Origin of the sequence: Halobacterium wangiae (assembly GCF_021249345.1) — an archaeon.
Classification (GTDB): domain Archaea; phylum Halobacteriota; class Halobacteria; order Halobacteriales; family Halobacteriaceae; genus Halobacterium; species Halobacterium wangiae.
Genome location: NZ_CP089588.1, coordinates 48,064 through 71,505, shown reverse-complemented (window position 1 = coordinate 71,505; position 23,442 = coordinate 48,064). Strand labels below are relative to the sequence as shown.

The window sequence follows — 23,442 nt, the reverse complement described above, 5'->3', positions numbered from 1 at the left end:
GGCCGCACACCTCCACGTAATGACCGAGTTCGACTACGACGAACTGGGCCTCGTCGCCGGGCTGGAAATCCACCAGCAACTCGACACGGCGACGAAGCTGTTCTGCGAGTGCCCGACCGAGCTCCGCGAGCCCGAGGCCTCCGGACGGACGTTCACGCGCTACCTCCACCCGACGCGCTCGGAGCTGGGCGAGATCGACGAGGCGGCCCTGGAGGAGAGCAAGGTCGAACGGGAGTTCGAGTACCTCGCCTACGACACGACGTGTCTCGTCGAGGAGGACGACGAACCGCCCCACCGCCTCGACGAGGAGGCGCTGGCGACGACCCTGGAGATCGCCGAACTGCTGGACATGGACGTCGTCGACCGCGCGCACGTGATGCGGAAGGTCGTCATCGACGGGTCGAACACCTCCGGGTTCCAGCGCTCGACGCTGGTCGCACAGGACGGCGAGATCGAGACGAGCGAGGGGCCGGTCGGCGTCGAGGACGTGATGCTCGAGGAGGAGTCCGCCCAGCGCATCGAGGAACGCAAGGACGGCGTGCTGTTCTCGCTGGACCGCCTCGGCATCCCGCTCGTGGAGATCGGGACGAAGCCGGACATCGCCTCGCCCGAGCAGGCCCGCGAGGCCGCCGAGACCATCGGCATGCTGCTCCGCTCGACGGGACAGGTCAAGCGCGGCCTCGGCACCATCCGCCAGGACGTCAACGTCTCCATCGCCGACGGCGCGCGCGTCGAGATGAAGGGTGTCCAGAGCCTCGACGACATCGACGACCTGGTGCGCGAGGAGGTCCGCCGACAGGTCGAACTCGTCGACATCAGCGAGGAACTCGACGACCGCGACGCCAGCGTGGGCGACACGCAGGACGTGACCGACGTCTTCGCGGATACCGACTCCGGCGTCGTCCGCGGTGCAATCGACGACGGTGGCGAGGTGCACGCCGTCCTGCTTTCCGGCTTCGACGGCCTCGTGGGCCGCGAACTGCAGGACGACCGCCGGCTCGGCACGGAGTTCTCCGACCACGCGAAGCGCCACGGCGCGGGCGGCATCTTCCACACGGACGAACTGCCCGCGTACGGCGTCACCGAGGACGAAGTCGCGGCGCTGCGGGAGGCGGTCGGCGCGGGCGACGCGGACGCGGTGGCTATCGTCGCCGACGAACCGGCCGTCGCGGAGAGCGCCATCGGAGCCGTCGCCGAACGCGCGGAGACGGCCATCGAGGGCGTGCCGGAGGAGACGCGGGGCGCGAACGACGACGGGACGAGTCGCTACCTCCGTCCGCTCCCGGGCGCGGCGCGGATGTACCCCGAGACGGACGTACCGCCCGTCGACCCGGACCTCGCGGACGTGACGGTGCCCGAACTGCTGACGGAGAAGGTCGAGCGCTACCAGTCAGAGTTCGACCTCGGCGAGGGGCTCGCCGAGCAGGTGGCGTTCGGGCGCCGCTGGCCGCTGTTCGAGGAGAGCGTCGAGTCGGGCGTCGACGCGACGCTCGCCGCACAGACGCTCGAATCGACGGTGACGGAGATCCGCCGCGACGACGTCGCCGTCGAGAACCTCACCGACGACCACTTCCGTAGCGTTCTCGACCTCGTGGCCGCGGGCGAACTCGCCCAGGAGGGCGTACCGGACCTGCTGACTGGGCTCGCGGAGCACCCCCAGCGGGGCCCGGCGGCTCTCGCGGAGGAACTCGGTCTCGGCTCCGCTGGCGAGGACGAGGTCCGGGAGGCGGTCTCGGAGGTCGTCGAACGGAACAGCGGGCAGGTCGAGGCGGAGGGGATGGGCGCGTTCTCCGCGCTGATGGGCGAGTGCATGGGCGCGCTACGCGGGAAGGCGGACGGCGACCTCGTCAGCGAGGTGCTGCGCGAGGAGATCCAGGCCCGGAGCTAGTCGTCGGCCAGTTCTGCGAGCAGCGTCTCCAGGTCGTAGCTCTGTAGCGGCCGCGTGACGTCCTTCTGTTCCTCGACGACGAACGTGGAGTTCGTCCGGTCGACCTCCGGGATGGCTTCGAAGTCGGAGATGAGTCGCTCGACGTCCTCGGAGTCCGGGAGCCGCGCGACAACCATGAAGTCCGTCTCCCCCATCGTGAAGAACGTCTGCGTGACGCCCTCGATGGCGCTGATTTTCTCGCCGACGTCCTCGTAGCTCCCCTCGTAGCTGGTGAGCACTTCGAGGACGACGGTGACCCCGAGGCCGAGTTCGTCGAGGTCCAGGTCGTAGAGGTCGTTCTCGACGACGCCCTCCTCGCGGAGGTTGTTCAGCCGGTAGTGGATGGTGGAGACGGGGATGTCCGTCTCCTCGTGGAGTCGCTCGGGACTGCCGGTGCCGAGGTCGGAGATGGCCTTCAGGAGGCGCACGTCGCGTTCGTCCATTGTTCCCCGAGTCGGCGACCGCCGGCAAAAGCCTGTGGGAGTCGGTCCCATCGACGACGACCGACCGTTAAATTACACCAAATCCTACTTCTCGAACGAAGTTTGAAGATAAGTCTAATATACCTCCGTATGGTTGGGTGTATATGAGCTACCGTCACTCCTCGTTCGCCCCGTCGCCCACGACGGCGATGTTCCTGCTGCTCGCCGCGTTCTGGGGCACCTCGTTCGTCGCCATCGAAGTCGGCCTGCACACGGTCCCCGCACTGTCGTTCGCCGCCCTCAGGTACACGGTCGCCGGCGCGATCATCCTCGCGTACGCCGCGTACGCGACCGACCGCTGGCGGCCCCGGAGTCTCCGGGAGTGGTTCGCCGTCACCGTCGCCGGCGTCTTCGTCATCGCCGTCTACCACGGCGCGCTCTACCTCGGCGAACTCCGCGTGTCGGGCGCCGTCGCCGCCATCGTCGTCAGCCTCACGCCCATCCTCACCACTGCGTTCGCCACCGGCCTCCTCGACGACGCGAGCGTCGACCTCGTCGAGGGGATGGGACTGTTCCTCGGCTTCGCCGGCGTCGCCGCGGTCGCCGCTCCCGGCGGCGGGGGCACCGACCTCCTCGGCGTCGCACTCGTCTTCGTCGGCGCTGTGGCGTTCGCCCTCGGCGCCGTGCTCGCCCGCCCGCTCTCCACCGGCCTCCCCATCGAGACGCTCGAGGCCTGGGCGATGCTGCTCGGTTCGGCGGTGCTCTGGGTCGGCGCCGGCGCCCGCGGCGAGTCTCTCTCGGGCGTCGAGTGGACCGCGCCAGCCGTGGCGAGTCTCGTCTACCTCACCCTGATATCGGGCTGTGTCGGCTTCCTCATGTACTTCGAGTTGCTCGACCGCATCGGTGCCACCGAACTCAACCTCGTCGGCTACCTCGAACCCGTCGTCGCGGCGGTGGCGGCGTGGGCGCTGCTCGGCCAGGTCGTCGACGCACAGGCGGTCGTCGGCTTCGCCGCTATCTTCCTCGGGTTCGCCCTCCTCAAGCGCGAGACGCTGTCCACCGTCGCCCTCGACACCGCCGACGCGGTGCGTTCGTACTGACCCGCCGCGAACCCAACAGCTACCACCCCGACCGTCGAAGGCCACTCCATGTCCGTCTACTTCGAGGACCTCTCGGTCGGCGACACGATGGAGTTCGGCACCTACGAGGTGACCGCCGAGGAGATCGTGGCGTTCGCCGAGCAGTACGACCCGCAGTGGTTCCACGTCAACGTCGAGCGCGCACGCGAGGAGTCCCACTTCGGCGACCTCGCTGCCTCCGGGTGGCACACCGCCGCGATGTCGATGCGACTGCTCGTCGACCAGCACCTCTCGGAGGCCGGGAGCCTCGGCGCGATCGGCGTCGACGAACTGCGCTGGCCGAACCCGACGTTCCCCGGCGAGTCGCTGTCACTCCACGTCGAGGTGCTGTCGAAGCGCCCGATGGAGAGCGACCCTGGCCGCGGCATCGTCCGGACGAAACTGACGACGACGAACCAGGACGGCGAGGTGAAGGCGTCGATGAAACCCATCAGCATGTACGAGCGCCGAGACGCAGAACAGTAACTCGCCTCACTCCATCCGGTTCTCGGCGCGACGCAGCAGCCCGTGGACCGTGTTGATCTCCCGTCCGGTCGGGTGGGTGCGCCCGAGCATCCGGCGGAGCATCCGGAGCGTCTTCTCGCGTTTCTCCTCGGGGTAGTCAACGGCGTCGAGGAACTCAGCGGCGTGTTCGTAGAACGCCTCGATCTCGGCCTCCGTCGCGCGGTGGCGCTCGACGTCCGGCAACTGGTCACGCCCCATCGCCAGCCCCCGGAGTTCGTACAGCGCGACGGTCGCGGCCTGCCCCAGGTTCAGGACGGGGTACTCCTCGCTCGCGGGGATCGCACACACCTCGTCGATGCGCTCGAGTTCCTCGTTCGTGAGGCCGACGCGCTCGCGGCCGAAGACGAGCGCCGTCTTCGACTCGACGTCCGCGAGGCTCGCGCCGAGTTCCGCGGGCGTCCGGAACGGGAAGCGCGCGTGCTTCGTCGCGTCCTGGTTCGTCACCGCGGTGAAGCCGACCGTGTGGTAGTTCTCGGCGAGTTCGTCGAAGGAGAGTTCCGTGGCGTTCGGCAGCACGTCCTCGCGGGCCTGCCCGGCGAAGCCGTACGCCTCGGAGTCACGGCCGAGGTACGGCGGGTCGACCAGCAGCAGGTCCTCGAAGCCGAAGTTCTTCATCGCCCGCGCGATGGTGCCGACGTTCCCCGCGGTCTTCGCGTCGACGACCGCGACCGCCGGCTTGCTGCGCTTCTCGCCGTTCTCACTCTCGCCGCCCTCACTCATCTGCGGTCGGGTAGTCCATCTCGATGTCCGCGCCCCGCAGGCTCTCCTCGACGTCTCGCAGGTCGACGCTCGACTGCTCGTCCTCGGGCAGTTCGACGTTCACCGCCTCGACGTTGTCCAGGTCCGGCTCCGGCAGGTTCTCGGGTTCGGTCTCCACGTGGTCGGGGCCGTCGTACCAGTCGGGCGCGCGGTTCCCGGCCGCGAACCACTCGTGGAAGGCGTCCTGGAGCGTCTCGGTGCCGCGGTGCTCGTCCCCACCGTCCTCGAGGAACCAGTAGTAGAACTCCGGCTCGTGGTCGTCGCAGACGAGCACCTCCGCGCCGGGTTCGCCGTACACCGCCGTCGGCGAGTTGTCACTCTCTCCGTCGCTCAGGTAGCAGGCGTCGCAGGGCCTGTCGGCCAGCAGCGGGAGTCGGCCGAGTCGCTCGCGGGTGTCCTCGCTCATCTCCTTGAGTGGCCGGTAGTCGCCGTTCTCGTCGAACACCTCGTCCTCGTCGAAGCGCCACCCCCGGAAGCCGATGCTCACCTTCGTCATCGCCCGACTGTTGGCAGCGCCGCCACATAAGTCGCCTGAAGCCCGCGTCGCCGGAACCGCATCGCCTATGGACGCCCGGATACGCTGTGGGAGTATGCGAACGGTCGACGCCGCCGGCCTCTCCATCGGGGACGACCACCCGCCCCGCGTGATGGGCGTGCTGAACGTCTCGAAGGAATCGCCGTACGACCCGAGCGTCTTCGACGACCCAGCGGACGCCGCCGCGTACGTCGACGAGGCGCTCGTCGGCGAGGGCGCGGACATCGTGGACGTCGGCCTCGAGTCGGCGAACAAGCGCTTCGAGGTGCTCTCCGCCGAGCAGGAACTCGACCGTCTCGAGACGGCCGTCGAGACCATCGAGCGCGTGGAGGGCGACGCCGTCTTCTCCATCGAGACGCGCTACAGCGAGGTGGCCGACGAGGCGCTCTCGCGGGGGTTCGACATGGTCAACGACATCTGCGGCTTCGCGGACCCGGAGATGCCGGCGGTCTGTGAGGCCCACGACGTCGCCGTCGCGAAGATGGCCAGCCCCCCGGACCTCGAACGACCAGGCGCCGTCGAGTCCGTGGACGACATCTACGACGCGCTCGCGCTCAACGGCTTCACGGACAAGACCATCGTCGACCCCGCGTTCGGCGGCTGGTCGGCGGCCAAGACGACCGACGACGACAGAGAGACGTTCAGGCGTCTCCGGGAGTTCCGCGGCCACGGCTACCCCATCCTGGTCTCCATCAACCGGAAGAACTTCCTCCGCGAACTCGCCGACCGCTCCACGGAGGAGGCGCTCCCCGTCTCGCTGGCGGCGACGTCGATGGCCGTCGAACGCGGCGCCCACGTGATCCGCACCCACGACGTGGCGGAGACCCGGGACGCGGCGCTCGTCGGGCAGGCGTTCGCCCGGGACCGGACTCGGTCCGACGCGGTGGAGGAACTGGACGCGACCACGGTCCGGGAGGCCGAGCGCCACGTCGAGCGACTCGGCGGCGACGCTGACGTAGCGACGGACGCCGCGGCCCGGGCGTACGTGGTTCACGGCCTCGACGACGGAGAACGGGCGGAACTCGCCGACGCCGGCGTAGCAGTCAGTAGCGAGGACCCGGCGTTCGTCGCCGGGACAGTCAGGACGCTACGGGCCGCGTCGGCGGCGATCGCGGGCCGAGAGGGTGTTCTGGGCGAACTTGCGACCACCTGGAAGGGAGTTGGCAACTAACGGGAAAGCTTATACCGGCGGGGCAAGAAGCCGGGACTGGAAGCCGGACACCCGCCGGGTAGGGGTACTTTGCGGGGCGTCTCGGCTCGGACCACGGAATCCTTTCATTTATCGCACCGAGTAGTGACAGCCATGGAGTTCGACGACTGGGAGCCGGTCTACGAGACGATACTCGCCGACTTCGGGTACCCGCGGGCCGCCGACGAGCGCGCCCGCGACGTCCTCGCCGAGTACGTCGACCAGTTCGACGTCTCGCGGCTGGACTGTGCCGGCGAGCGCGTCGCGATCGCCGGCGGTGCGCCCGCTCTCGCCGACGAGACGGACGTCGCGGCGACTGCGGACCGCGTGTTCGCCGCGTCGACGGCCGTCGACGTCCTCGCCGACGCGGGGGTGGACGTCGACGTGATGGTGACCGACCTCGACAAGAACCCGGGAACCGCGCGCCGACTCACGGAAGCCGGCGTCCCCGTGGCCGCACACGCCCACGGCGACAACGTCCCCGCCGTCCGCGAACACGTCCCGACGTTCGACGCCGACCACGTCCTCGGGACGACGCAGGCCGAACCCGCTGGCCCGGTGCGGAACTTCGGCGGGTTCACGGACGGCGACCGGGCGGCGTTCCTCGCGGACCACTGCGGCGCCGCGGAACTCGTCTTCCCCGGGTGGGACTTCGAAGACCCCGACGTGGGCCCGGAGAAGGCGAAGAAACTGGCGTGGGCCGAGCGCCTCCTCTACTGGCTGGAGTCCCGCCGCGGCGAGCGATTCGGCGTGCTCGACGGTCGGCGCGCGGGGATCCGATCCGTCGTGGAGTAGCACGCTCACCGACCGATACAGCCGACGATCGGCGAAACGCGGTCCGGTCGCTACCCACCGTCTGGCACCCGGGAGAATCCCTCAGTCGAGACTACGTAGTAAAACCCTATTGAGCGTTGCGGAAGACGTGTCCGCGGCCGTCAGCGCCTTTCTCCCGCGAATTCGAGGAGAACACATGGTATTCACCGACCGAGTGGAGACCGACCGACTGGTGCTGACGCCGGTCCACGACGCCGACCCCATCGAACTGCACGAACGCACGCGGACCGAGTCCTGGCAGACGGACGTCACGGAGCACATGCCGTGGTACCGCTTCGAGACGGTGAACGACGTCGCGGCGTTCCAGGACGTCGCACGCGAGCGCTGGCAGGAACGAGCGAAGGCGTGGTACGTCGTGCGCCCCGTCGGCGACGAGTCCGGGAGTGGGGAGTTCGCTGGATTCGCGTCGTTCGACCCGGAATGGGACGAACGCAGGGCGGGGTCGGGCGTCGTCCTCGCACGGCGGTTCTGGGGCCGTGGCTACGGGTCCGAGCGCGCCCGCGAGTTCGTCCGCCAGACGTTCGAACGCTACGACCTCGACGCGTACTACACGAGTTGCCACCCGGAGAACGAGGCGTCGAGACGGATGATCGAGTCGGTCGTCGAGCGCTTCGGCGGCCAGTTCGATGGCTGTCTCCGCCACGAGACGCGCCGACCCGACGGCACCGTCACCCCACTGTACCGCTACTCGATTCTGCGGGCGGAGTACGAGGCGAACCGATGAAGTCCGGGCCGACCGTGGCGACGCGCTGGGTGCTCGACGGCCGCCGCGGGGGGATCGAGTCGGTCCCCGTGTAGCTACCCGCCGACGATCACCGAGCCGTCGTTCTGGACGCCGATGGAGAGCGTCTCGTCGTCGCTGCCGAACTCGTGGGTCCGTCCGGTCGTCGTCCCGTCGACGGTGACGGCCACCGTGTACTCGCCCGACCCCTCGAACGACGAGAGGTCGGCCTGGGACTCCGCTGGCAGTGTCTTCTCGGAGGTGTACTGCGTTTCGCCGTCCTGCAGGACCTCGACGCGAACGTCGTGCCGCTGGTCGTCGTTGTTCACCAGGAGGAGGTTTGTCGCGGGGCCGTCGTCGAACGCGTTGCAACCCGCCGAGGCGACGAGTAGCGCGAGGAGGACGCCGAGGGCGACTCGCCGGAATCGTCCGTTCACACCCACCCGTCGTCCACCGGACGGAAAAGTGTCTGGATGAGTCAAGGAATCGTAGTAGTCCCGACTCGCGGCCCCGGTTCGCCGCTCAGGGTTCGAGGACGACCTTCCCGGTGGTCTCGCGGTTCTCGAGCGCCCGGTGAGCTTCGGCGGCGTCCGCGAGGTCGAACGTCTGGCCGACGACGACTTCGAGGACGTCGTCCCGGAGCAGCGCGGAGAGTTCAGGGACGGCCGCGTAGACGCGCTCGGGGTCGCGCTCCATCGCCTGGCCGAGGTGGAACCCCTCGACGGACTTGTTGCCGAACAGCAACGTCGCCGTGTCGACGGTGCCGGGTTCGCCGGAGGCCGCACCGTAGGCGACGACGCGCCCGAAGTGCGAGAGCGCGTCGACGCTCTCCCGGAACGTCTCCCCGCCGACGCCGTCCAGCACGAGGTCGATGCCCGCGCCGTCCGTCAGGTCGTGGGTGACTTCGGAGAACTCGACCTCGGTGTAGTTGATGGGGTGGTCACAGCCCAGTCGCTCCGCGAGCGCGAGCTTCTCCGCGGTGCTCGCCGTCCCGAACACCTCCGCGCCGTGGTGGTCGGCGAGCTGGACCGCTGCGGTGCCGACGCCGCCCGCCGCGGCGTGGACGAGGACGGACTCGTCCGCGTCGAGTCCGCCCCAGTCGTGGAGGCAGTGGTGGGCGGTGAGGAACTGGACGGGGAAGCCCGCGGCCTCCGCGAACGACATCGACTCCGGCACGTCGAACAGCGCGAGCGCGGGCGCCGTGACGTACTCCGCGTAGCCTCCGCCGCCGACCATCGCGACGACGCGCTCGCCGACCTCTCGGTCGGCTCCGTCGCCGACGGCTGCGACAGTGCCGGCGGCCTCCATCCCGGGTACGTACGGTGGCTCCGGCCCACCGTGGTAGTGGCCGCGGCGCTGCATCACGTCCGCGAAGTTCACGCCCGCCGCCTCGACGTCGATCAGTACCTCGCCCGGACCTGGTTCGGGTCGGTCGCGCTCGACGCGCGCCAGTACGTCGTCGTCGCCGAACTCTGTGACCTCGATTGTTTGCACGACTACTGGTACGCGGGCCACGCGCAAAAAGGCGGCTCAAACCCCGGGAAACGGGGATCGGGTTCCCGTCAGCGCTCGGGCGCCAGCGCCCGCATCGTCGCGTCGATGACCTCCCCGTCGGCCGCCCGCGGGAACGAGACGGCGACGGCGTCGAGACCGTCGATGCTGGCGAACGCCTCGTAGCGCTCCCTCACCTGCTCGGGTGTGCCGACGGCGGCCAGCGCGTCGAGCAGGTCGTCGCTCACGGTGCCGACCGCGCGCTCGTGCTCGCCGTCCTGCCACGCGTCGTAGATGGCGTGGGCCGCCTCCTCGTACCCCTGGCGAGCGAGCGCGTTCCGGTAGAAGTCCCCCATCCCGCCGACGTAGAACGCGAGGTGCTGTCGCGCGAGGTTCCGTGCGGCGTCGGCGTCCGGGAGCGCACAGCACGGGAGCACGAACGTCGTCCGCACGTCCTCGGGGTCGCGGCCGCCGAGTTCCGCGCCGGTCCGCAGGTCGTCGAGGCGCTCGGCGAACCCCTCGCGGGTGAACATCAGGGCGTGCCAGCCGTCCGCGAACCGGCCCGCCAGTTCGACGGCCTTCGGCCCCATACCCGTGACGTCGATCTCGGGCGCCGGCTCGGGGGCGTCCTGGCGCAGACGGAAGCCGCGCGTCTGCACCAGGTCGCCGTCGTAGTCCACCTGCTCGCCGGAGAGCACCTGCCGGACGATCTCGACGTACTCCCGGGTGCGCCGGAGCGGTCGCTCGAAGGATTCGCCGTGCCACCCCTGGATGACCGCGGGACCGCTCGGCCCGAGGCCGAGGCGGAACCGACCGTCGGAGTGCTCCTGGAGCGTCGCGGCGGTCTGGCCAACGAGCGCGGGACTGCGGGAGTACGTGTTCACGATGCTCGTCCCGACGCCGATGTCGTCCGTGCGGTCGGCGAGTGCGGCGAGCGTCGTGGCCGCGTCGCGGCCCCACGTCTCGGGGAACCACGCCCGGTCGTAGCCGAGTTCCTCGGCGCGCACGCCGATGTCGAGCACGTCGTCGAGGGAGTCCTGGGCGGCGACCGGGAGGTGGATGGTGCGGTCGGTCACAGCGACGGCACCTCCTCGCCCTGCGGGACGCCGCCAGCGGTCACCGTCTCACCCACGACGAACGAGGCGGCCGGACTCGCGAGGAACCGCGCTACGTCCGCTATCTCCTCGCTCACCCCGATGCGTCGGTCGACCTCCTCGCGGTCGATATCGTCGGCGGAGACACCCATCTGGGACTCGAGGCCGGGCGTCGCGACGAACCCGGGCGCGATGCAGTTCACTCGCACGTCCTCGCCCGACCACTCCATCGCCAGCGTCCGCGTGAGGTTGATGATACCGGACTTTGCGGCGGCGTAGTGGCTCATGTACGGCGCACCCTCCTGGCCAGCGACGCTCGCGAGGTTGACGACGCTCCCGCCGCCGTCCTTGAGGTGCTCGGCGGCGGCCTGCGTACAGTGGTAGGTGCCCGTGAGGTTGACGTCCACGATGGTCTGCCAGCCGTTCGGGGAGATGTCCTCGAAGCCGGCGACGAAACTCGCGCCGGCGTTGTTCACGAGGACGTTGAGGCCGCCGAACTCCTCGACTGTCGCGTCGACGAGCGCGTCCACGGCGTCGCGGTCGGTCACGTCGCACTCGACGGCGAGCGCCGTCCCGCCGTCCTCGCGGATGCCTTCGGCCGCTGGGTCGACGTTCTCCTGCTCGCGCGAGCAGACGACGACGTTGGCGCCGTCCGCGGCGAACCGCTCGGCGACGGCCCGTCCGATACCGCTCGACGCGCCCGTGACGATTGCCGTGCCGGACACGGAGAATCGGTCTGTCATGGCGCGAACTTTGCCGCCGCCATGCATAAAACTGTGTCAACGACTGACAACCCGCGTCGGGTTTCGAGCCTCGGGGCGAACGCTCATCAGTGTCAACTCCGTGGCCCCAGGTATGAGCAGCGGCAAAGACCCCCTGGTGGAGCGACTCTCCGCCGAGGAGGCGTTCTCACTGGTGAGCGACGAGACCCGGTTCGCGACCCTCAGCGCGCTCCAGTCGGCGGACGGACCGCTGGCGTTCTCGGCGTTGCGCGACCGGGTGGGCGTCGACGACCCCGGGCGGTTCAACTACCACCTCGGCGAGCTCACTGGCCAGTTCGTTACCAAGACCGACGACGGCTACGAGATATCGGCGCCGGGGAAGCGTCTCGTCGGAGCAGTGCTCGCCGGTGGGTACACCGGTGCACTCGACGCCGACCCCGTCCCCGTCGACGCCGAGTGCCTGAACTGTGGCGCGCCCCAGGTCGCCAGGTTCCGGGACCACGGCGTCGCCATCGACTGCACGGAGTGCGAGGCGAAGTTCACGAACCCCGAGGTGCCGGCGGGCCTCCTCGCGGACCACGACGTCGACGACACGCCGGGCGTCCTCGGACGCTGGAGTCGGATGAGCGCTGCGGCCACCGACGTGGGCATCTGCCAGAACTGCTACGGCGAACTGGACCGGCGGCTACACCTCAGCGACGATCCCGATGCCCCGGAGTGGCTCGCGGGCAGCGGCCTCCTCGGGATGGTATTCCACGACTGCGAGCGCTGCGGAGAGACGTACAACGCGGCCGTCCAGATAGCCGTGCTCTCCCACCCTCTCGTCGCCGCCTACCACCACGACCACGGCATCGACCTCCGCGAGACGCCGGCGTGGGAACTGGCGTGGATCGAGACGGGGCGCGGCACCGTCGAGTCCGAGAACCCGTTGCGCATCGCCCTCCCGATCCCGCTGGACGACGAGGGGCGAACGTTCGTCTTCGACGCCGAATTGGACGTGGTCGAAGTGCGCGACTAGTAACAACAGACCAACAGAAGGGCCGTTCTACGAACAGTTAATCCCTGCTCTCGCGTGCACAAGTGCGTGACACCGACGGCCCCGCGGAACGATTGGCCGGAACCGACACCCGAGCAGACTCGCGTGCTGCTGCTCGGCACCAGCCACCTCGACAGTCCACGGGTCGCAGGCGTGCTCGGCGACGACCGACAGCGCGAGTTCGAGGCGCTGACCGACCGCCTCGCGGACTGGGAGCCAGACACCGTCGCCGTCGAGCGCTCCCACCGCCATCAGGACCACGTCGACGCGCTGTACACCGACTACCGGACAGGCGAGCGTGCATTCGACGAACAGTACACCATCGAGTCGCCACGGATGGGAATGGACGACCCCGAGGTGACCTGCCAGAGTGAAGTGGTCCAGATCGGATTCCGTCTCGCCGCCCATCTCGACCACGATCGGGTCCACGCCGTCGACTCCATGATGGACATGGCGGCGCACCTCGACCGTGACGTCGACGACGAGTGGTTCGAGGAACAGGTCGACGCGGCGGTCGAATCCCTCCCGGAATTCCTCGTCCCCGATTACGCAGACCACGTAGAGAAGTGGGACAACGCGTCGGTCACTGAGTTCCTCGCGTGGTACAACCGCGAGGAGCACCTCCGGACGAACGATCGCACGCACTTCGCCGGGGCATTCGGCGGTCCCGAGGACCGCTACGTCGGGTCGCGACTCCTCACAGGCTGGTACGAGCGCAACCTCAAGACCGCCGAGAACCTCCGCCGCGTCGCCGGTGGGACCGACACCGACCGGGTAGTCCTTGTCGTCGGCCAGGGCCACGTCCACGTTCTCCGTCACCTGCTCGACAACGTCCCGCTGCTCTGTCCGGTCAGTCCAGTTCCGGTCCTCGAGGACTGACGGCGGAGACGAGACGGGCCGACAGCCGAGCGGTTCTACTGGCGATCCTCACGCTTCCCCGACCAGTTCGAACTTCTTGACCTTCCCCGTGGTCGTCCGCGGTAGCTCCTCGACGAACTCCACCTCGCGGGGGTGTTTGTACTCCGCGAGGCGTTCCAGGCAGAACTGCTTCAGTTCGTCCCCGGTGACGTCTGCGTCCGGGGTCGTCACGACGAACGCCTTCACCGTCTCGCCGCGCCGGTCGTCGTGGATGCCGACGATCGCGACGTCGGCGACCGCCTCGTGCTCGAAGAGCAGTTCCTCTACCTCGCGGGGGTAGACGTTGTAGCCCGCCGTGTTGATCATGTGCTTCTTCCGGTCGACGACGTAGAAGTAGCCGTCCTCGTCGTGGTAACCGAGGTCACCCGTGTGGAACCAGCGCTGGCCGTCGCGCTCGGAGAACGCCTCACGGTTGGCTTCCGGGAGGCCCGAGTACCCGCGCATCACGTTTGGCCCCGAGACGACGAGTTCACCCGAGACCTCGTCGATGTCCACTTCGTCCTCGTCGAGCGGTCCTTCCTCGACCGGGTCCACGTCCTCGAAGTCGCCGGTGACGATTCGGGCGTCGACTCCCTCCAGCGGTTTCCCGATCGAGCCGACGCGTCGGCCCCACTTCGGGCTGTTGAAGTGCGTGACCGGGCTGGTCTCCGTGAGTCCGTACCCCTCGTAGATCTTCACGGGGTAGAGCTCCTCGAAGCGCCGGAGCACCTCGACTGGGATGCCGGACCCGCCGACGCCACAGAGCCGCAGCGAGGAGAGGTCGAACTCCTCGGCGTTCGGCTGGTTGATGACGTCGTTGTACATCGCGGGGACGCCGTGCATCAGCGTGAGTTCGGCGTCCTCAACGAGCGACATCGCCTCCTGTGCGTCCCACTGGGGGAGCGGGTAGTACGCGCCGCCGCCGAACAGCGTCGCGTTCATCACCACGGTCATCCCGTAGATGTGGAACAGCGGCAGCACGCCGAGCTGTCTGTCGCCCGGGGCGATGCCGTCCGGGATGATGTCGACGGACTGCTGGGCGTTCGACGCGAGGTTGTGGTGGGTGAGTTCGACGCCCTTCGGCTGGCCGGTCGTCCCCGAGGTGTACGGCTGGACCGCGACGTCGTCGTCCGCGCGCTCGGCGACGCTGTCGTCGCCGCCGGTGAGGAACTCCCGGAACGGGGTCCCCACGTCGGCCTCCCCGCCGACCGTGACGACCTGCTCGACGTCGGTGTCCGCGCGTACCTGCTGGACGAACGGGACGAGGTCCGCGAGCGCAATCACGGTGCTCGCCCCGGAGTCCTCCAGCAGGTGACCGATCTCGCGGCTCTTGTACTGCGGGTTCATCGGCACCACCACACACCCCGCCCGGAGCGCGCCGTGGAACGCGACGACGAACTGCGGGAGGTTCGGCAGGTAGACTGCGACCCTGTCCCCGGGTTCGGCGCCGTGTTCGCGGAGCGCCGCCGCGAACTGGCCGGTCTGAGCCCAGAACTCCCGGTAGGAGACGGTCTGGTCCCGGAAGACCAGCGCCGGTTCCTCGGGGTAGTCTGCGACGACTGACTCGACGTTCGTGACGAGGTTCGTCATGTGTCAACTGGTATCACGGAGTGTTCGCTCAAGAAGCTTTGCGTCGTGGTGGCCTCGGTGGGCTTATGCGGGCAGCCACCCCACGGCCAGACATGACGGCGTTCGACGCGGACGACGCGCAGGCGTTCATCCAGTCCTACGTTGACGACCACGGGTTCCTCTCCTTCCTCGACCTCCAGGTGGAGGACGTCGAGGAGGGCGAGATGACGATGCGCGTCCCGTACCACGAGAAACTCGCGAACCACGGCGCTGGACGCGGCAACGTCCACGGCGGTATCGCCGCGACCATCATCGACACCGCGGGCGGACTCGCCGTGCGCACGTCCCTCGACGACCCGGTCGAAGCCGGCGTCGCGACCATCGACCTCAACGTCTCGTACCTGCGGCCGGCCCGGGGCGACCTCGTCGCGGAGGCCGAGGTGGTGCGTGTCGGCTCTACGGTCGGCGTCGCCGAGGTCGAGGTCACGGCCGAGGACGACGACGGTGACGAGAAGGAGGTCGCCGTCGGGCGCGGGTCGTTCCGCGTGTTCCGGTCGGACTGACCAGGGGATTACGGGCGTGGAACGCTCACCAGCAGGTATGCAACTGTTCTGGCACCGACGGGACCTCCGCACAGCGGACAACGTGGGGCTCGCGGCGGCCGCCGACGCGGGCGACGTCGTCCCTGTCTTCTGTTTCGACGACGTCGTCCTGGAACACGCCGCGCCATCCCGGGTAGCGTTCATGCTCGACGCGCTCGCCGCGCTCCGCGATCGCTACCGGGAACTCGGCGGCGACCTGCTCGTGCGCCACGGCGACCCCTCCGCGGTGATTCCGGACCTCGCCCGCGAGTTCGGCGCCGACCACGTCGTCTGGAACCACGACTACTCGGGGCTGGCCCACGAGCGCGACGAGGCGGTGCGCGCGGCCCTCGACGAGCAGGCCACCACCCACGAGCAGTTCCACGACGCCGTCCTCCACGAACCCGGCGCGATCCGCACGAACGCGGGCGACCCGTACTCAGTCTACACGTACTTCTGGAAGAAGTGGCGCGACCGGGAGAAAGACGACCCCGCACCGGAGCCCGAGGCAGGAACCATCGCCGACGTGGCGGGCGATTCGCTCCCCGACGCCGACGCCCTCGGCTTCGCGGACCCGGACGCCGAGCTTCCTGCGGCCGGGACGGCCGCGGCACGCGAGCGCCTCGAGGCGTTCTGCGAACGCGACGTCTTCCGGTACGAGGACGCGCGGGACTACCCCGCCGAGGGCGCGACCTCCCGGCTGTCGGCGGACCTGAAGTTCGGCACGCTCGGCGTCCGCGAACTGTACGAGCGGACCGAGGCGGCGCTGGCCGAGGCGGACGGCGAGGACGAACGCGAGAGCGTCCGAGAGTTCCAGGGCCAACTCGCCTGGCGGGAGTTCTACGCGCAGGTACTGCAGTTCAATCCAGACGTCGTGACGGAGAACTTCAAAGAGTACGAGCAGCCCATCGAGTGGCGCGACGACCCCGCGGAACTCCGCGCGTGGAAGGCCGGCGAGACGGGCTACCCCATCGTGGACGCCGGGATGCGACAGCTCCGGACGGAGGCCTACGTGCACAACCGCGTGCGGATGATCGTCGCGGCGTTCCTCACGAAGGACCTGCTGGTGGACTGGCGCGAGGGGTACGCCCACTTCCGCGAGCACCTCGTCGACCACGACACCGCCAACGACAACGGCGGCTGGCAGTGGGCTGCCTCGACGGGCACCGACGCCCAGCCGTACTTCCGGGTGTTCAACCCGACGACGCAGGGCGAGCGCTACGACCCGGACGCGGCGTACATCACGGAGTACGTCCCCGAGTTGCGCGACGTTCCCGCGGCGAAGATTCACGCGTGGGCCGACCTCTCGCCCGAGGAGCGGGCGGACGTAGCGCCCGACTACCCGGACCCCATCGTCGACCACGCGGAGCGCCGGGAGGAAGCCATCGCGACGTTCGAGCGGGCCCGCGGCGACGCCGAATGACTCGAACTGTCGGCCTACTCGCAGGTAAGGCCGCCGTACAGTCCGTACAGCCCTCATTACAAACGTCGACGGCGGGCATCGCTGTACGCATGCCCAGCCGTCGCCGACTCCTCGAATCGCTGGGTCTCGCCGCCGGTAGTGTGCTCGTTCCACCGACGGTCGACGCGTCGCCGACTGACCGCAGTGCTGCTACCGGGCCGCCGGACCGCGAGGCGTTCCCGCAGGGCGTCGCGAGCGGCGACCCGACGCCCTCCGGCGCCGTCGTCTGGACGCGCCTCAGTCCGACCGCCCACAGCGACGGCGACCCGGTGTCGCTGACGGTCGCCCGCGACGAGGCCTTCCAGTTCCCCGTCGGGTTCTACGACGTCGGCACCGCGAGCGCGGACCGCGACTACACCGTGAAAGCCGACCTCGACGACCGACTGAACGCTGACCGGACGTACTGGTACCGGTTCGAGCACGACGGCCGCGTCTCGCCGGCCGGCCGTCTGCGGACACTGCCGGAACCGGACGCGTCGCCCGACAGCGTCTCGTTGGCGCTCTGTACGTGTCAGGATTACCGGAACGGCTACTACGGCGCGTACCACCACGTCGCCGACGACGACGTGGACTTCCTCCTCCACCTCGGCGACTTCGTCTACGAGCACGGCGGGCCGTCCGAGTACGCCGGCCGCGACATCGACCTGCCGAGCGGGAACGCGATCGCGAGCAGTCTCGCGGACTTCCGGCACCTCCACCGCACCTACCGCACGGACCGCGCCCTACAGGCAGCGTTCGAAGCGCACACGGCCATCGCCACGTGGGACGACCACGAGATCGTCAACGACCGGTTCTACAGCTACCGGGACGACCGACCGTACGCCGGCGACGGTGCACACCCGCGCAACGACGACGAGGCGTTCATGCGGTCGCTGTTCGCGGCCGGCATCAGGGCGTGGTGGGAGTACACGCCGGCCCGTGTCCGCTACGACCCGGACGCCGACGTGGTGGACTCCCTGGGGCTCTACCGGTCGTTCCGGTTCGGCGACCTCCTCGACCTCGTGGTGACAGACGAGCGCCTGTTCCGGTCCGCACCGCCCGACGGCGAACTGCCGACGCCGCTCGCGACGTCGGTAGCCGACCAGCCGAGCGGCCCGGACGGCACGCCGACCGTGCTGGGCGAGCGCCAGCGGTCGTGGTTCGCCGACGAGGTCGGTAGCTCGGACGCGACCTGGACCGCGTGGGCGAACGAGATCGTCCACATGGACCTCGACGTCGACGTCCGCGGCGCGGCGGCGTACAGCGCGGACTCGTGGGCGGGCTACGAGGAGGAGCGCGCGTCGGTCGCCCGCGACCTCGCGGCCGCCGAGAACGCGGTCGCGCTCACCGGCGACCTGCACTCCTGTGCCGTGGGCCACCTCCACCCGACCTACGACGACGACTCGGAACCGGTCGGCGTGGAGTTCGTGGTGCCGGCGGTGTCGAGTCCGAACCTCCAGGAGACGCTGGACCTGCCGGCCACCGACCTGGCGGCCGAGCTGGTCGGACGGGCCGCCCGCCAGGAGAACCCCCACGTGTCGTTCTTCGACAGCCACCACTGGGGGTACGCGACCGTCGAGTTCACCCCCGAGGAAGCGACCTACACGGCCTACGCTGTCCCCAAGTCCGTGTCCGCGAGTGACGCCCCCCGCGAGCGCCTGACCGAGTACCGGGTACCGGCCGGCCGCGACGTCCTCCAGCGCCGCGATTGACTCCTCAGCCGCGCGAGACCTGCGTCCACAGGACGACGGCGGCGACGAGGGCGACGATCGCGACGAGCGTCCACGCCAGGTCGTAGCCGAACGAGTCGACCACGAGGCCGAACAGGGGCGGTGCGGAGAGTCCACCGAGGTTGAGCGAGGTCTGTCCGCCGGCGGTCGCCGCACCGACCTCGTCGTCGTCGACGATGGCCGTCATCGTCGCGTAGTAGACGCCGGGGAATCCGAGGATGAACAGGCCGAGCAGCGCGAACGCCGCGGCGGCAGCCAGCGGAGCGTCGGCGACGACGATGACGAGGAAGCACGCCGCCGAGAGTGCGGCCTGGGCGGTCAGGACGAGCGCCGGCCCGCGGACCGGTGGACCGCCGATGCGGTCGGCGAGTTCGCCGCCGACGAGGCGGCCGGCGCTCCCCGTCACCTGGACAGTCGCGAGGACGGCACCCGCGAACCCGGCCGCGACGCGGACCGACTCCGTGAGGTGGAGGACGACGTACCCGGTCGTCGTGAACACTGCGGCGCCGAGGAAGAAGCCGGCGGCGACGAGGCCGCGGTAGGCGCCGTCGTCGAGCAACCCGCGGACGTCCGGGAGTTCGAGCGTCTCCGACCCCGTCGTGCCCTCGTAGCCGACGGCGAACGCCGCGGCGACGGCGACGGCGATGCCGGCGACGACGAGGAAGCCGGCGCGCCAGCCGAACCGGGTCGCCGCGATCCCCGTGACGAGCACCGCGGCGAGTCCGGAGCCGGCGGTGACGCCGACCTGCTTGACGTTCATCGCGAGGTTGCGACGGCCCTCGGGCGACGCCACGACGATCGCGCGGTTGGTCGCCGGCATCGCGCTGGCGTACGCGAGGCCGAGTACGACGAGCGCACCGAGCAGTAGTGGGAACGTCGAGGCGTACGCGACGCCCGCCGCGCCGACGGCCATCCCGAGCAGGCCGACGACCATCACCGGGTGTTCGCCGTACCCGTCGACGGCCGCCCCCGCACCGAACAGCAACACGGTGTAGCCGAGCATGATCGCAGTGATGGTGACGCCGGTCATCGCCCGGGAGACGCCGAACGTGTCGCGGACGAACGCGGTCGCCGCGAAGATGGCGTAGAACGCGAGACTCGCGGTGAGCTGCCAGCCCGTCACGAGTCCGACGCTCCGCCACGACTTCATCGAAGAGTCACTCGTTCGGAGAACTATCGCCACTCATCCAAACCACACGCAGACGGCGGCTCTTGCCGGTATTCTGTGGTACCAGTTGTCGTGGATTCCACCAAGTTTTAACACGATACCCCGTGTTGTACACCCTGGTGATAGCACAATGAGTCAACACGAACTACCGCCGCTTCCCTACGACTACGACGCCCTCGAACCGCACCTCAGCGAACAGGTGCTCACGTGGCATCACGACACCCACCACCAGGGGTACGTCAACGGCCTCAACAGCGCCGAGGAGACGCTCGCGGAGAACCGCGAGTCCGGAGAGTACGGCAGCACGGCCGGCGCACTGAGCAGCGTCACCCACAACGGCTGTGGCCACTACCTCCACACGATGTTCTGGGAGAACATGAGCCCGAACGGCGGCGGCGAGCCGTCCGGTGAACTCGCCGACCGCATCGAGGAGGACTTCGGTTCCTACGAGGGCTGGAAGGGCGAGTTCGAGGCCGCAGCGTCCGCCGCCGGTGGCTGGGCGCTCCTCGTTTACGACCCGGTGGCCAAGCAGCTGCGTAACCTGGCCGTAGACAAGCACGACCAGGGCGCGCTCTGGGGCTCGCACCCGATCCTGGCGCTGGACGTCTGGGAGCACTCCTACTACTACGACTACGGCCCGAAGCGCGGCGACTTCGTCGACGCCTTCTTCGAGGTCGTCGACTGGGACGACGTCGCCGAGAACCTCGAGAAGACCGTCTCGAAACACGAGTAGCCGCGCCGACCACCCGTTTTCTTTCGCGTCACTCAGTAGCGACCGGTGCGAGCGACGCGGCGCCGTACGTCTCGCCGAGTTCCCAGATGACGTCGGTCAGCGCGCCGAAGTCGCAGCAGTCGCCGTCCGGGTCCACGCCCACGACGACGCCCACCTGCGTCGACTCACCGACGACGAACGTACGGAACAGTTCCCACGTGTCGAAGCCGCGGTGGGTGTAGCGGAACTCCGAGTAGTGGAGCAGGTTGTACGTCTGGCGGGTGACGAACCCGTACCGCTCGTTGTCGAGGAACTTCTCGACGTCGATGTCTGAGACGCGGTCGGCCACGTCCGGCCGGAGGTACAGCGGCTCCTGCGTGCGTTCGTCGAGCACCCAGACGTCACGGAGGTTGTCGCCGAGTCGTCCTCGGATCGCGTCCACGAGCGCCGACTTGGCCTCACTGAGGTCCGACGGGGGCTGCGTGTCCTTGCCTGTCATACAAACGGCTTGCTCATGGATGGACGAGACGGTGGTAAAAACGTTCCCCCGGCCATCGGGGCTTTTTTGCTCGCACCGCACGCAGTTGTGCTATGCCAGTCCCGAAGGACGAGTTCGACTCGCTGTACCCCTGTGACTTCTACACGCCCGCGGAACTCCTCGACGAGGACAAACTGTACACCGTGTACGAGATCGCCCGCCTCCTCCAGGACCTCGACCCGGACGAGGACATCGGCCAGGACGTCGAGAACGTCCTGCTCGACTGGGCGATTCCGTGGGTGATGTTCCACAGCGACGACCTCGTCGTCGCCGAACCTCGCGACGACGACGAACCGGGCTTCTACGGCGTCGACACCTAGAACTGGGCCGTCCGCGCGGCGAGTTCGACGTCCGCGTACGCGTCCTCGGTCACGCTCGGCCCGTGGCCCGGGTGCATCGCGTGGAGGTCGTCGTCGACCGTGTCGCGAACGCGTTCGATGCTCTCCCGGAGCGTCCGGCGGTCGCCGCCCGGGAGGTCCGTTCGACCGAAACTCCCGTTCTGGAAGATGAGGTCCGCGGAGAACAGCACGCCCGCGTCCGCCGAGTAGAAACAGAGGTGGTGTGGCTCGTGGCCGGGCGTGTGGAGCGCCTCGTACTCGTGGTCGCCCAGAGTGACGGTCTCGCCGTCGTCGAGTTCGTGGTCGACGCCATCGTTACTCGCGTCGAACCCCCACGCGTCGACGCCGAAGGCCTGCTTCACCGCGTCGAGGTTGCCGACGTGGTCGGGGTGTGGGTGGGTGACGACGACGGCGTCCAGGCGTTCCGGTCGCTGGCGAATCCCGGAGACGACGTCGAAGTTCGCGCCGGTGTCGACGAGCACGGTCCGCTCGCCAGGAACGAGGAACGCGTTGCTCGTGAACGCGTCCACTCCAGCAGAGAGATTCGTGACCATGCAATCGCTACGACGGCCGCGACTTAGACGTTTCTGGCCGAATGCGGCGGGACCGGCCGCCGTCACCGTGGCGCGCCGACGAGCACGAGCTCCGAGTAGTGGTCCCGGTTGCGGATCTGGCGCTCCTCCTCCGGGTCGATGCGGATGGCCTCGCGCTCCTCCAGGGGGACCGTCTCCGTACCGAAGTCGACGTCGACGCCGCCCGTGACCACGTAGTACACCTCCTCCTGGTCGTCGTGCGTGTGGTCGTGTTCCATCCCCACCGAACCCGGTTCCATCGCGTAGACGGTGAACGCCACCTCCGACGTGTCGAGGGCGTCCTTGAGCGCGAACATCTCCGCCCGTGCGTCGTCCGGGAGCATCGATTCGGCGTCCACGAGCGACTGTTTCTGGTACGCCATACGGGCTAGTAGCTGTCTGGGACACTTCGTGTTGGCGGCGGGGTCGGAGCGTTTTTGGTGTCGCGGCGGACAGACCTCGACAGTATGCGAGTGCGCCTCCTCGAAGCAACCGACAACCCGGAGGAACTCATCTGCCGGGGGGCACGAAACGACTACATGAGCGACTGGGTCGGCGACCAGTCCTTCGACGAGGCCATGGCCGGCGTCGACGGAGACACCATCGAGGACCAGAAGGCGAACTTCCTCGCGAAGCTCCTGAAGCGCGGCCACTACGGGCCGTTCGAACACCCGAGCGCGACGTTCGCCATCGAGGGGATGAGCCGGTCCTGTATGGCCCAGCTCACCCGCCACCGTCACGCGAGCTTCGACGTCCAGTCGATGCGCTACGTCGCCTTCGACGACGTCGACCCCGCGGACGTCGAGGAGGGCGAGATGGTTGTCACACCACCCTCGGCTATCGACCCCGACTGGGTGGGTCGCAACCAGAAGAACAGCGACGTCAACGCGGCGACCATCGAGGAACGGGAGGCGGTCTTCAGGCGGTCGGTCCGGCAGTCCGTCGAGGACTACCAGGAACTGCTCGACCTCGGCATGCCGCCGGAGGACGCGCGGTTCGTCCTCCCCATCGGCACCGAGGTGAACGTCGTGGTCACCCTCAACCCGCGCTCCCTGATGCACGTCGCGGACATGCGGGCCGCGGCGGACGCCCAGTGGGAGATCCGGGACCTGACCGAACAGCTCCTCGACCTCGCAGCGGAGTGGTGCCCGCACACCTTCGACTACTACGAGGCGGAGATGAAACACCGGAAGAACCGTCTCGCGCCCTGAGTACCCACGTACGCCGCCAGCCGTTCGACAACGCCCCTCTCCTCGACGACGCCGCTGAACTCCGCGCTCCCCCGTCTGCACCTACACTACGATGCGGACACTCGGAGTGAACTGTCACGTCAACCACCCACGAGTGTCAACAGTGAGCACGGGTCAGAGGGCCGCTACGCCGGCGTGATAGTCGTCTCACAGAACGTGGCTTCTGGAAACACTTTTAAAACTGACCTGTCTCCTGCGCAGTATGGACCCCCGCACGGAGAGACGTCGCAGCGGCGGCCACCACGGGTCGCCCACAGTCGACCGGTCGAGACG

At 68.9% G+C, this 23,442-nt stretch carries 26 protein-coding genes; 14 read left to right on the top strand and 12 right to left on the bottom strand.

What is annotated here, in order from left to right; genetic code table 11:
• Positions 1–19 precede the first annotated feature (19 nt).
• Positions 20–1,888 (top strand): Glu-tRNA(Gln) amidotransferase subunit GatE, encoded by a 1,869-nt coding sequence (gene gatE / locus LT965_RS00340; protein WP_232702025.1) that lies wholly within the window; start codon positions 20–22, stop codon positions 1,886–1,888.
• On the opposite strand, the gene LT965_RS00335 is transcribed toward gatE, so the two are convergent.
• A complete protein-coding gene (locus tag LT965_RS00335; protein WP_232702024.1) occupies positions 1,885–2,370 on the bottom strand; it encodes an Lrp/AsnC family transcriptional regulator in 486 nt (161 codons plus the stop codon). The two genes, gatE and LT965_RS00335, sit on opposite strands and share 4 nt — an antisense overlap.
• Before the next feature lie 143 nt (positions 2,371–2,513).
• Here LT965_RS00335 and LT965_RS00330 point away from each other — a divergent pair, with 143 nt between their 5' ends.
• Together LT965_RS00330 and LT965_RS00325 are read left to right on the top strand one after the other, a co-directional pair.
• Positions 2,514–3,449, top strand: a complete 936-nt coding sequence (locus LT965_RS00330) for a DMT family transporter (protein WP_232702023.1) — start codon at positions 2,514–2,516, stop codon at positions 3,447–3,449.
• 48 nt (positions 3,450–3,497) lie between these two features.
• Entirely contained in the window at positions 3,498–3,953 is a 456-nt protein-coding gene (locus LT965_RS00325) for a MaoC family dehydratase (protein WP_232702022.1), read from the top strand.
• 6 nt (positions 3,954–3,959) lie between these two features.
• Here LT965_RS00325 and LT965_RS00320 read toward each other — a convergent pair whose 3' ends face one another.
• Together LT965_RS00320 and LT965_RS00315 are read right to left on the bottom strand one after the other, a co-directional pair.
• On the bottom strand, positions 3,960–4,712 hold the full coding sequence (locus LT965_RS00320; protein WP_232702021.1) for an RNA methyltransferase: 753 nt from the start codon (positions 4,710–4,712) through the stop codon (positions 3,960–3,962).
• A complete protein-coding gene (locus LT965_RS00315; protein WP_232702020.1) occupies positions 4,705–5,247 on the bottom strand; it encodes a DUF8114 family protein in 543 nt (180 codons plus the stop codon). Before LT965_RS00315 ends, LT965_RS00320 begins: the two co-directional genes overlap by 8 nt.
• A gap of 94 nt (positions 5,248–5,341) precedes the next feature.
• On the opposite strand from LT965_RS00315, the gene LT965_RS00310 reads away from it, so the two are divergent.
• The 3 genes from LT965_RS00310 to LT965_RS00300 all read left to right on the top strand — a co-directional run bounded on the left by LT965_RS00310 (position 5,342) and on the right by LT965_RS00300 (position 8,033).
• The gene (locus tag LT965_RS00310) at positions 5,342–6,457 is read left to right on the top strand and encodes a dihydropteroate synthase (protein WP_232702019.1); all 1,116 of its coding nucleotides are present in this window, start codon (positions 5,342–5,344) and stop codon (positions 6,455–6,457) included.
• Between the two features lie 132 nt (positions 6,458–6,589).
• Positions 6,590–7,270 carry a 6-hydroxymethylpterin diphosphokinase MptE-like protein gene (locus LT965_RS00305; protein ID WP_232702018.1) on the top strand — a complete coding sequence of 227 codons (681 nt, stop codon included), beginning with the start codon at positions 6,590–6,592 and terminating at the stop codon, positions 7,268–7,270.
• Positions 7,271–7,445: 175 nt separating this feature from the next.
• Positions 7,446–8,033 (top strand): GNAT family N-acetyltransferase, encoded by a 588-nt coding sequence (locus tag LT965_RS00300; protein WP_232702017.1) that lies wholly within the window; start codon positions 7,446–7,448, stop codon positions 8,031–8,033.
• A 74-nt stretch (positions 8,034–8,107) separates the two neighbouring features.
• Here LT965_RS00300 and LT965_RS00295 read toward each other — a convergent pair whose 3' ends face one another.
• The 4 genes from LT965_RS00295 to LT965_RS00280 form a co-directional block, all read right to left on the bottom strand.
• On the bottom strand, positions 8,108–8,467 hold the full coding sequence (locus LT965_RS00295; RefSeq protein WP_232702016.1) for an Ig-like domain-containing protein: 360 nt from the start codon (positions 8,465–8,467) through the stop codon (positions 8,108–8,110).
• An 85-nt stretch (positions 8,468–8,552) separates the two neighbouring features.
• Positions 8,553–9,524: a quinone oxidoreductase family protein gene (locus LT965_RS00290; RefSeq protein WP_232702015.1), complete on the bottom strand. Its 972-nt coding sequence runs from the start codon at positions 9,522–9,524 to the stop codon at positions 8,553–8,555.
• A gap of 68 nt (positions 9,525–9,592) precedes the next feature.
• Positions 9,593–10,597 carry a TIGR04024 family LLM class F420-dependent oxidoreductase gene (locus tag LT965_RS00285; protein WP_232702014.1) on the bottom strand — a complete coding sequence of 335 codons (1,005 nt, stop codon included), beginning with the start codon at positions 10,595–10,597 and terminating at the stop codon, positions 9,593–9,595.
• On the bottom strand, positions 10,594–11,358 hold the full coding sequence (locus tag LT965_RS00280; RefSeq protein WP_232702013.1) for an SDR family NAD(P)-dependent oxidoreductase: 765 nt from the start codon (positions 11,356–11,358) through the stop codon (positions 10,594–10,596). Before LT965_RS00280 ends, LT965_RS00285 begins: the two co-directional genes overlap by 4 nt.
• Positions 11,359–11,470: 112 nt before the next feature.
• Between LT965_RS00280 and LT965_RS00275 the strand changes: the two genes are divergently transcribed.
• Positions 11,471–12,355 carry a DUF7351 domain-containing protein gene (locus LT965_RS00275; RefSeq protein WP_232702012.1) on the top strand — a complete coding sequence of 295 codons (885 nt, stop codon included), beginning with the start codon at positions 11,471–11,473 and terminating at the stop codon, positions 12,353–12,355.
• 66 nt (positions 12,356–12,421) lie between these two features.
• Positions 12,422–13,252 (top strand): DUF5694 domain-containing protein, encoded by an 831-nt coding sequence (locus tag LT965_RS00270; RefSeq protein WP_232702011.1) that lies wholly within the window; start codon positions 12,422–12,424, stop codon positions 13,250–13,252.
• Positions 13,253–13,300: 48 nt separating this feature from the next.
• Here the strand turns inward: LT965_RS00270 and LT965_RS00265 are convergent, their stop codons facing one another.
• Positions 13,301–14,860 (bottom strand): long-chain-fatty-acid--CoA ligase, encoded by a 1,560-nt coding sequence (locus tag LT965_RS00265; RefSeq protein WP_232702010.1) that lies wholly within the window; start codon positions 14,858–14,860, stop codon positions 13,301–13,303.
• Positions 14,861–14,952: 92 nt separating this feature from the next.
• On the opposite strand from LT965_RS00265, the gene LT965_RS00260 reads away from it, so the two are divergent.
• The 3 genes from LT965_RS00260 to LT965_RS00250 all read left to right on the top strand — a co-directional run bounded on the left by LT965_RS00260 (position 14,953) and on the right by LT965_RS00250 (position 18,573).
• Complete coding sequence (locus tag LT965_RS00260; protein ID WP_232702009.1) at positions 14,953–15,402, top strand: PaaI family thioesterase; 450 nt, start codon at positions 14,953–14,955, stop codon at positions 15,400–15,402.
• Positions 15,403–15,439: 37 nt separating this feature from the next.
• Positions 15,440–16,843 (top strand): cryptochrome/photolyase family protein, encoded by a 1,404-nt coding sequence (locus LT965_RS00255; RefSeq protein WP_232702008.1) that lies wholly within the window; start codon positions 15,440–15,442, stop codon positions 16,841–16,843.
• Between the two features lie 89 nt (positions 16,844–16,932).
• Positions 16,933–18,573 carry an alkaline phosphatase D family protein gene (locus LT965_RS00250; RefSeq protein ID WP_232702007.1) on the top strand — a complete coding sequence of 547 codons (1,641 nt, stop codon included), beginning with the start codon at positions 16,933–16,935 and terminating at the stop codon, positions 18,571–18,573.
• A 4-nt stretch (positions 18,574–18,577) separates the two neighbouring features.
• Here LT965_RS00250 and LT965_RS00245 read toward each other — a convergent pair whose 3' ends face one another.
• Positions 18,578–19,741 carry an MFS transporter gene (locus LT965_RS00245; RefSeq protein ID WP_232702006.1) on the bottom strand — a complete coding sequence of 388 codons (1,164 nt, stop codon included), beginning with the start codon at positions 19,739–19,741 and terminating at the stop codon, positions 18,578–18,580.
• A gap of 148 nt (positions 19,742–19,889) precedes the next feature.
• Here LT965_RS00245 and sod point away from each other — a divergent pair, with 148 nt between their 5' ends.
• Positions 19,890–20,492 carry a superoxide dismutase [Mn] gene (sod, locus tag LT965_RS00240; RefSeq protein WP_232702005.1) on the top strand — a complete coding sequence of 201 codons (603 nt, stop codon included), beginning with the start codon at positions 19,890–19,892 and terminating at the stop codon, positions 20,490–20,492.
• A gap of 28 nt (positions 20,493–20,520) precedes the next feature.
• Here sod and LT965_RS00235 read toward each other — a convergent pair whose 3' ends face one another.
• Positions 20,521–20,970 (bottom strand): DUF7522 family protein, encoded by a 450-nt coding sequence (locus LT965_RS00235; RefSeq protein ID WP_232702004.1) that lies wholly within the window; start codon positions 20,968–20,970, stop codon positions 20,521–20,523.
• A 92-nt stretch (positions 20,971–21,062) separates the two neighbouring features.
• Here LT965_RS00235 and LT965_RS00230 point away from each other — a divergent pair, with 92 nt between their 5' ends.
• On the top strand, positions 21,063–21,329 hold the full coding sequence (locus LT965_RS00230) for a DUF5827 family protein (RefSeq protein ID WP_232702003.1): 267 nt from the start codon (positions 21,063–21,065) through the stop codon (positions 21,327–21,329).
• Here the strand turns inward: LT965_RS00230 and LT965_RS00225 are convergent.
• Positions 21,326–21,901: an MBL fold metallo-hydrolase gene (locus tag LT965_RS00225; protein ID WP_232702002.1), complete on the bottom strand. Its 576-nt coding sequence runs from the start codon at positions 21,899–21,901 to the stop codon at positions 21,326–21,328. The genes LT965_RS00230 and LT965_RS00225 overlap by 4 nt on opposite strands.
• Positions 21,902–21,963: 62 nt before the next feature.
• On the bottom strand, positions 21,964–22,302 hold the full coding sequence (locus tag LT965_RS00220) for a cupin domain-containing protein (protein ID WP_232702001.1): 339 nt from the start codon (positions 22,300–22,302) through the stop codon (positions 21,964–21,966).
• Positions 22,303–22,386: 84 nt separating this feature from the next.
• Here LT965_RS00220 and thyX point away from each other — a divergent pair, with 84 nt between their 5' ends.
• Positions 22,387–23,130 (top strand): FAD-dependent thymidylate synthase, encoded by a 744-nt coding sequence (gene thyX / locus LT965_RS00215; RefSeq protein WP_232702000.1) that lies wholly within the window; start codon positions 22,387–22,389, stop codon positions 23,128–23,130.
• Positions 23,131–23,442 lie beyond the last annotated feature (312 nt).